The sequence below is a fragment of the Brevibacterium sanguinis genome, assembly GCF_003315415.1.
Lineage (GTDB): Bacteria > Actinomycetota > Actinomycetes > Actinomycetales > Brevibacteriaceae > Brevibacterium > Brevibacterium celere_A.
Map to the genome: position 1 here is coordinate 272,264 of NZ_QNSB01000006.1, position 8,561 is coordinate 280,824.

The window sequence follows — 8,561 nt, forward strand, 5'->3', positions numbered from 1 at the left end:
TTTCAAAAGTGATCTCGACGGTTTCCGCCTTTTCCCCCTGTGTTTTACTGAAGTGGTGAGTGAGACGACGCTTTCCGTGCCCGACACCGCGCAGCTCTCCCACGCGGGCGGACTGTTCCAGCTGCTGCGGGACGGTACTCCGCGCACCCGAGCCGAGCTCGCGAAGCTCACCGGACTGTCGCGGCCGACGATCGCCCAGCGGATCGACCAGCTGCTCTCGCTCGGGCTCATCACCCCGGTCGTCGCCGCCGTCTCGACAGGAGGCCGACCGAGCTCGCAGTTCGCCTTCAACCCTCGCGCGCGGGTCGTCGTCGCGGCGGATTTCGGTGCCTCCCACGCCCGGCTCGCGGTGACCGATCTCAGCGGTGAGCTCATCGCCGAGACCGGCCGGCAGCGGCAGATCGCCGAGGGCCCGAACTCCGCCCTCGACTGGCTGCGCACCGAGGCCGCCCGACTGCTGTCGGACTCCGGGCACAGCCCCGACGACGTCGTCGGCGTCGGCATCGGCCTGCCCGGTCCCGTCGAGTTCTCCACCGGCAGGCCCATCAATCCTCCGATCATGCCCGGCTGGGACCGCTTCGACGTGCCCTCCGCCCTCCGGGAGACGTTCCCGGCGCCCATCCTCGTCGACAATGACGTCAACATCATGGCGCTCGGCGAGCGCAGCGCCGCATGGGCGGACACCTCCGACCTCATCTTCGTCAAGGTGGCCACGGGCATCGGCGCCGGCATCGTCTCCGGGGGCACCCTGCGCCGCGGGGCGAACGGCGCCGCCGGGGACATCGGCCACGCCGCCCTGCCCCGGGCGGCGGACATCCCCTGCGCCTGCGGCAACCGGGGCTGCCTCGAGGCGGTGGCCTCGGGACGGGCGATCGCCCTCGCGCTCACCCGGGCCGGCACCCCCGCGGACTCGCCCGGGGACGTCGTGAGCCTGGTCAAGGCCGGGGACCTCGGCGCCATCCAGGCGGTGCGCCAGGCCGGCCGCGACCTCGGCGAGGTGCTCTCGACCTGCGTGAGCCTGATGAACCCCTCGGCGATCGTCATCGGCGGCACCATGGCCCAGGCGGCCGAGCACCTCGTCGCCGGGGTCCGGGAGGTCGTCTACGCCCGCTCGATCCCGCTCTCGACCGAGCACCTGACGATCGCGCCCTCCCGTGCGGCCGGCGACGCCGCGATCCTCGGCGCCGCCCGCCTCGCCATCGACGCCGCGCTCTCGCCGGATCGCATCACCGCGGCACTGGGACAGTGATCGGCGGGCCCGCGCGCCGATACAGTGGGAGACACCCACCTCGTCGAAGGAGCTCTCATGCCCAGGAACCGCCCTTTCGCCCAAGTCGACGTCTTCTCCGCCGAGCCCTACCGCGGGAACCCGGTGGCCGTCATCCTCGACGCCGACGGTCTGTCCGGTGAGGACATGGCCCGGATCGCGAACTGGACGAACCTCTCGGAGACGACGTTCGTCCTCCCGCCCACCGACGCACGCGCCGACTACCGCCTGCGGATCTTCACCCCCGGCGGCGAGCTGCCCTTCGCCGGGCACCCGACCCTCGGCTCGGCGGCCGCCTGGCTCGAGGCCGGCGGCGAGCCCCGCGACGAGGGAATGCTCGTCCAGGAATGCGACGCCGGGCTCGTGCCGGTCCGCCGAGGCGAGGGCGACGCCCTGTCCTTCGCCGTCCCCGAACGGGTGCGCACCGGCGACCTCGACGAGGAGCACGTCGCGGCGATCGCGACCGCGCTCGGCGTCGACCGCTCGGACATCATCGGCCATCAGTGGGTCGACAACGGTCCCGGCTGGGCCGCCGTCCGGCTGGCCACCGCTCGGCAGGTCCTCGACCTCGTCCCCGATTTCACCGGACTCCCCGAGGCGAAGGTCGGCGTCATCGGGGCGCACCCCGACGGCTCCGAGCACGAGTACGAGGTCCGCGCCTTCGCCCCGGGCGCCGGCATCGCCGAGGACCCGGTCACCGGCAGCCTCAACGCCTCGATCGCGCAGTGGCTCATCGGCGAGGGGCTCATGCCGGACATGTACTCGGCGACCCAGGGCACCGCGCTCGGGCGCGCCGGGGTCATCACGATCACCCGGGAGGGCGAGGACGTGTGGGTCGGCGGGGCGACGACGATCTGCTTCAGCGGCACCGCTTACGCCTGTGCCGGGGGCGCGTGAGCCCGATCGGCGGAACGCTCACTCCTTGACGGCGCGCTCCCCTATCGTGAGGTCGAGGGGGAAGTCGACGGGCGCGTCCCCGAACAGGAGGCGCCCCGCCGAGGCGGCCGCCGCCCGGATCGCCTCGGCGGCGGCCTCGGCCTGCTCGAGCGGAGAGTGGACGATGACCTCGTCGTGGAGGAAGAAGACGAGGTGGGCACGAGTGGCGAACACGGGTCCCGACGCCTCGGCGACGGCCGCCGGTTCCACCGCGGGCAGTCGTGACAGCCGCAGGCGCAGATCGGCGAGCCAGGCCAGCGCCCATTCGGCGGCGGTGCCCTGGACGACGAAGTTGCGGGTGAAACGGCCCTGATCGCCGGCCGCGCGCCGGGCCAGCGCCTCGTCGCGTTCTGTCGCGTCGAACCGATCGGCCCGCGACTGCAGCTGCCTCCACCTCTCGCTCGGCACCGGCGAGGTCCGACCCAGCCATGTCGACACGACTCCCCCGGCCGCCCCCACCTCGGCGGCGGTGTCGACAAGGGCCATCGCGCGGGGGAAGCGCGTGCGCAGCCGGGGCACGAGCCGCCCGCTGTCGCCGGTCGTGCCGCCGTAGAGGGCTCCGAGCATGGCGATCTTCGCCTCCTGCCGGGTCGCGACGATCCCGGACTCGACGATCCCCGAGTAGAGGTCACGGCCGCGCCCGGCCTCGGCCAGGGCCGCGTCGCCGGACATCGCCGCGAGCGCCCGCGGTTCGAGCTGGGCGACGTCGGCCGACAGCAGCGTCCACCCCGGGTCGGCCCGCAGCGCCGGCCTCAGCTGCCGCGGGATCTGCAGGGCGCCGCCGCCGCTGGCCGCCCACCGTCCGGTGACGACGCCTCCGGGCACGTAGACGGGCCGGTAGCGCCCCTCGTCGACCCATTCGTCGAGCCAGTGCCAGCCGTTGGCGGTGAGCAGCCGGGAGAGCTTCTTGTACCGCAGCAGCGGTTCGATCGCCGGGTGATCGCTCTCGACCAGCTCCCACCGCGCCGTCGAGTCGACGTTGATGCCCGCCCGATGCAGGGTTGACAGCAGCTTCGCCGGGGAGTCGAGGTTCGCCTTCGGGTCGTCGAGGGCGGCCCGGACCTCCTCGGCGACCGCGAGCATCCGTGCGGGCTTGCCCCCGCCCAGCGGGCGCGGACCGAGGGCGGCGGTGAGGATGCGGTCGTGCTCGGCCACGTCCCACGGGACTCCCGCCGCCTGCATCTCGGCGGCGACGAGTCCGCCGGCCGATTCGGCGGCGAGCAGGAGCCGCAGCCGTCCCGGATCGGACGCCGTCGCCACGGCTGCGCGCTGACGGGCGAACTCGGCGAGCGCGGAGGCGATGTCGTGCGGGACTTCCCGCGCCCGGTCCCGCCCGCCGTCGACCTCGAACAGCGCGACCGCGTCGTCGGCGCCCGGTGCCGTCGTCTGTCCGGCGTCCCAGTCGGCGGCGGCCCGGATCTCCTCTGCGGCGGTGACGAGCTCGGAGCGCATGAGGATCGCGTGGGCCAGGCGCAGGTCGTGGCAGCGATCGATGCGGACCCCGGCACCGAGCAGCCCCGGGTACCAGCGCGGCGTGTCGCTGAGCACCCACCTCGGCGCGGGCCCGTCCTCCCGCGCTCGGACGAAGTCCGGGAGCTCGTCCTCGCCGAGGCGGGTCTGGCCGATCCTCTCGCCCGCGGAGTCGAGGTCGACGACCGCGATGTCGCCGCCGGACCGTCCGACGACCGCCCAGTGCACGTCGCTCACCTCGGCGCCGGCAGCAGCACCCACGTGCCGGACCCGCCCGTGACGACGATGCGTCCGGACTCGATGCGCAGCTCACCGACGGGCAGCGGCCAGGCCGCGACCTCCGCACCCTCGGCATCGAGGAGGGTGAGGCCGTCGGGGTCGCGGCCGAACAGCAGCAGGGAGCCGTCGACGCTCACGCCCTGCAGCGAGATGATGCTGTCCGGCAGCTCCTCGACCTCGCCCGCCTGGGTGAAGTCACGCTGCCGCTCATCGGCGAAGAGGGCGGGAACCCCCTGGGCGCTGACGCCGACGACGGTGCCGCCGCGGCGATGGTCCTCGACGTCGAAGGTCACGTGATCGCCCTGGCCGGGGACGAACGGGTACTGCGAGACCCCCTTCGTGCGGTCGACCTCGCGGCCGTCGAGGTCGAAGTAGGCGTACTCGGGGTCCGTCTCCTGCACCTTCTGCACGTAGCCGTCGCCGGCCCAGCGGATCCAGTGAGGGTCGGGGACCGTGGTCGACATGGTCGACTCCCCGGTGACGAGGTCGATGACGCTCAGCCGATGACCGGCGAAATCGGTGACCCCGGCATGGCCGTCGGCGAGCACGGTCACCTCGGCGCGGGCGGGAAGGCTCTGCCGCCAGGCCTCCCTCCCGTCCTCGACGCCGACGAGGTCGTCGACGTCGACCCTGACGATCAGCCGGTTCTCCGCCCAGGTGAGAGGCTCCGCCGCCGAGGCGCCCTCCCCGAGATCGACGTCCGTGCGCGTCACCGACGTCACCGGATCGATGAGGCGCCACCCGTCGCCCGTGCGCACGAGGAGGTTGTCCTGGCGCGCCGCGGCGGTAGCCTTGTCCGGCGCGGCGGGCAGCAGCGCCCCCGGCCCGCACGTCGAGTCCTCGAGCTGCCAGTTCACGGCCCCGCCGTCGAGCGCCCTCGCCATCACCGTCGATTCGCCCATCGCCCCGTGCTGGACTTCGATGGCGAGTTCCTTCGTCACGGCGCAGACCTCGTTCATCGTCACGTACTGGGTGCCGATCCCCGCTGCGTACGCCGGGTCGAGCCACCGCCCCTCGTCCCCGTGGGGGCTCAGGCGCAGCGCCGCCTCGGCGGGCATCTCGTCGGGCGGGTCCCCCGCCGTGCATCCGGTGAGGACCAGCACGACGCAGGCGGCGGCGACCGCTCGGAACAGTGTCATGTCAGCGAATATACGTCCTCGACGGCCTCGGGAGGTTCCCGGACACCGGCTCAGGGCCCGAAGTCGTCCGCCGGCCCTGGTCGTCGCGTGAATCCTCGACGGTGACAGGCGTCCGCGGGGCCGCGGTCGGGCACAATGGTGCCATGGACGCCGACGTCATCATCGTGGGGGCCGGGCTCTCCGGCCTCGTGGCCGCCCGCGAGACCCAGCGTGCCGGACTGCGGACCGTGATCATCGACCAGGAGGGTCCCCAGGACCTCGGCGGGCAGGCCTGGTGGTCGTTCGGGGGTCTCTTCCTCGTCGACTCGCCGGAGCAGCGGCGCCTCGGCGTGCGGGACTCCTTCGACCTGGCATGGCAGGACTGGCGCGGCAGCGCCGGCTGGGACCGCCTCGACGGCGATCATCCCGAGGATGAATGGGCCACGCGCTGGGGGCGCGCCTACGTCGAGTTCGCCGCGGGCGAGAAGCACGGCTGGATCCGCGAGGCCGGCATCGAGCTCACCCCGGTCGTCGGCTGGGCCGAGCGCGGTGACCTCAGAGCCGACGGGCACGGCAACTCGGTGCCGCGGTTCCACATCCCCTGGGGGACGGGGACCGGCGTCGTGGGACCGTTCATCGCCGCGGCCCGCCAGTCCGAGGCGGACGGTCGCACCCGCCTCCTCCACCGGCACCGCTGCGACGAGATCATCGTCGAGGGCGGGCGGGCCGTGGGCGTCCGCGGCAGCGTCCTCGCCGTGGACGCGAACGCGCGCGGCGCCGCCTCGTCCCGGGAGGTCGTCGGCGACTTCGCACTGCGGGCGGGTGCCGTCACCGTCGCCGCCGGCGGAATCGGCGGTGACCACGACCTCGTCCGCGAGTTCTGGCCGCAGCGGCTCGGTACTCCCCCGCGATCGATGGTCACGGGTGTTCCCGCCTACGTCGACGGTCGGATGATCGGGATCGCCGAGGCGGCCGGGGCCAGGCTGGTCAACCGCGACCGGATGTGGCACTACACGGAGGGCGTGCGCAACTGGGATCCGGTCTGGCCCGGTCACGCGATCCGGATCCTGCCCGGGCCCTCCCCGCTGTGGCTCGACGCCCTCGGCCGCCGCCTCCCGCCGCCCGCACTGCCGGGACACGACACCCTCGCGACCCTGCGGATGCTGCGGACCCGGCCGGACCTGGCCGAGCACGACCATTCGTGGTTCGTCGTGACGAGCCGGATCGCGGCCAAGGAGTTCGCGCTCTCGGGCTCCGAGCAGAACCCCGACATCACCGGCCGCGACCGGAAGCTGCTGCTGCGGACCCGACTGGGACGCGGCGCGCCGGGACCCGTGCAGTCGTTCATCGATCACGGCGCCGACTTCGTCACGGCACCGGGAGTGCGGGAGCTCGTGGAGAAGATGAATGCGCTGACGGACACTCCCCTGCTCTCGGCCGAATCCGTCGACCGGGTGATCCGCGAACGCGACGCCGAGATCCGCAATCCCTTCACGAAGGACGCGCAGGCGATGAGCATCCGCAACTCGAGGCGCTACCTCGGCGATCGCCTCACCCGCACCACCGCGCCCCACCGGCTCCTCGACCCTGCCGCCGGCCCGCTCGTCGCGGTGAAGCTCCACATCCTCACCCGCAAGACACTCGGCGGGATCCAGACCGACCTCTCCTCCCGGGTGCTCGGCGGCGACGGGTCCCCGATCCCGGGCCTCTTGGCCGCAGGCGAGGCCGCCGGGTTCGGCGGGGGCGGCGTCCACGGCTACAACGCGCTCGAAGGCACGTTCCTCGGCGGGTGCCTGTTCTCGGGCCGGGCCGCCGGACGGGCAGTCGCCGACGGTTGAGGACTCCGGTCCTGATGCGTGGAAGCCCGTGGCGCTGATCGGGCACGACGAAGGCCTCCGATCCAGGGAGTCGAATCCCTGACCGGAGGCCTTTCCTCGTTCGTGCGCGAGGGGGGACTTGAACCCCCACGACCTTTCGATCACTGGCACCTGAAGCCAGCGCGTCTACCAATTCCGCCACTCGCGCGAACAAGAGAAGACTCTAGCACCGACTCGGGTCGAACCGGAAACCCGGACGCCCCGAAACGCCCGAACGTGTCCACCCTCACATCACCCGGCCCGTGAGGACGGCGCGCGAGGAGGGAGGGTCTCCCCGCGGCGCCCCTGTGCTCCGGCCCCCGCCTCGGCGGCGCCCATGCCCCCGGCGCAGCGCGCGATACGGGCGCGAACTCACCGTTCACTCAGAACCGACCCCTAGGCTGGGCGACCGCGGGGAACCGGGGCTTCCCCGAGCCCCGAGAATCCGCGCGACGTGAGTTGACAGGCTCACCGCGTTAGGATTGAGTGTTGGCTCAGCAATCCCGGTGCCGGTCATCGGGGTCGTGGACGCCGGCATCGACACGTTCAACCGACACGTTCAACCGACACTTCGACACGACGGCAACACCCAGCGAAGGAGGTGCCATGGGGATTCTCGATCGATTCGAGAAGGGACTGGAAAACGTCGTCAATGGTGCCTTCGCGAAAGCATTCCGCTCCCAGGTCGAACCCGTCGAGCTCGCCGGCGCCCTGCGCCGCGAAGCCGACAACAAGGCGGCTGTGGTCTCCCGCGGACGGACGCTGACCGCGAACCACTACCGCATCGAGCTCTCACCCACCGACTTCGAACGGCTCTCGGGCATCGAGACGGAGCTGCGCTCGGATCTGCGCCAGGTCGTCGGCGACCACGCCGTCGAGCAGGCCTACAGCTTCGTCGGTCCCGTCTCCGTCGAGTTCGTCGAGGCCGACGATCTCGACACCGGAATGTACCGCGTCGTCTCGAGCACGGAGCGCCCGGACGGCTCGCCGGCCGCGCAGCCGGCCAACCGGGGCGGCTACGACCCCCCGTCGCGGGCCAACAGCATCGTCCACGAACCGGCAAGCAGCTCCGGTCCGCGACCGGTCGCCCCCAGACGCACCCCCGAGCCCGCCTCCCGGCAGTCCCACGCCCGACCGGTGCCGGTGCGCTCGGCACCGCAGCCCAGGGTCCGCACGATCAGTGCGAGCGTGACGATCCACGGGCAGACCTTCCCGCTCAACCGCGGCAGCAACATCTTCGGCCGCTCCTCGAACAGCTCCGACTTCGTCATCGACGACCCCGGGGTCTCCCGCCGCCACTTCGAGATCGTCGTCGAGTCCGACCACGCCGTCGCCAACGACCTCGGATCGACGAACGGGACCCTCCTGCACGGTCGCAGGCTGACGTCGGCGAACCTCGCCGACGGCGATGTGCTCATGGCCGGCGACGCCGAGGTGAGGTACCACGAGACCGAACAGGACACCCTGTGAGCGAATTCACCGTCACCGTCTTCCGGTTCGCCTTCTTCATCATCCTGTGGCTGTTCGTCCTCGGCGTGGCAGGAGTCATCAAACGCGACATCTTCGGCGCCCGGAAGGGACCGCGCAAGCCCCGCCGCAAGGCGGGCAGGTCCCGCCCCGCGGCCACCGCCCCGC

6 protein-coding genes and 1 tRNA gene are annotated in these 8,561 nt (G+C 72.4%); 4 read left to right on the plus strand and 3 right to left on the minus strand.

Translation table 11 applies throughout. From position 1 onward, the window contains the following. The first annotated feature begins 55 nt into the window (after positions 1-55). Positions 56-1,249 (plus strand): ROK family transcriptional regulator, encoded by a 1,194-nt coding sequence (locus tag DFO65_RS10975; RefSeq protein ID WP_245940630.1) that lies wholly within the window; start codon positions 56-58, stop codon positions 1,247-1,249. Between the two features lie 57 nt (positions 1,250-1,306). Continuing rightward, complete coding sequence (locus DFO65_RS10980; RefSeq protein ID WP_113904458.1) at positions 1,307-2,164, plus strand: PhzF family phenazine biosynthesis protein; 858 nt, start codon at positions 1,307-1,309, stop codon at positions 2,162-2,164. Between the two features lie 18 nt (positions 2,165-2,182). On the opposite strand, the gene DFO65_RS10985 is transcribed toward DFO65_RS10980, so the two are convergent. Both DFO65_RS10985 and DFO65_RS10990 read right to left on the minus strand, forming a co-directional pair. Continuing rightward, positions 2,183-3,934, minus strand: coding sequence for a bifunctional 3'-5' exonuclease/DNA polymerase (locus DFO65_RS10985; protein ID WP_245940632.1), 1,752 nt, complete (start codon positions 3,932-3,934; stop codon positions 2,183-2,185). Then, positions 3,907-5,091, minus strand: coding sequence for a hypothetical protein (locus tag DFO65_RS10990; RefSeq protein WP_113904459.1), 1,185 nt, complete (start codon positions 5,089-5,091; stop codon positions 3,907-3,909). Before DFO65_RS10990 ends, DFO65_RS10985 begins: the two co-directional genes overlap by 28 nt. A 143-nt stretch (positions 5,092-5,234) precedes the next feature. On the opposite strand from DFO65_RS10990, the gene DFO65_RS10995 reads away from it, so the two are divergent. Next, entirely contained in the window at positions 5,235-6,908 is a 1,674-nt protein-coding gene (locus DFO65_RS10995; protein WP_113904460.1) for an FAD-binding dehydrogenase, read from the plus strand. A gap of 103 nt (positions 6,909-7,011) precedes the next feature. Here DFO65_RS10995 and DFO65_RS11000 read toward each other — a convergent pair. Next, positions 7,012-7,095, minus strand: a tRNA-Leu gene (locus tag DFO65_RS11000). 437 nt (positions 7,096-7,532) lie between these two features. Between DFO65_RS11000 and DFO65_RS11005 the strand changes: the two genes are divergently transcribed. Further along, entirely contained in the window at positions 7,533-8,396 is an 864-nt protein-coding gene (locus DFO65_RS11005) for an FHA domain-containing protein (RefSeq protein ID WP_113904461.1), read from the plus strand. Positions 8,397-8,561 lie beyond the last annotated feature (165 nt).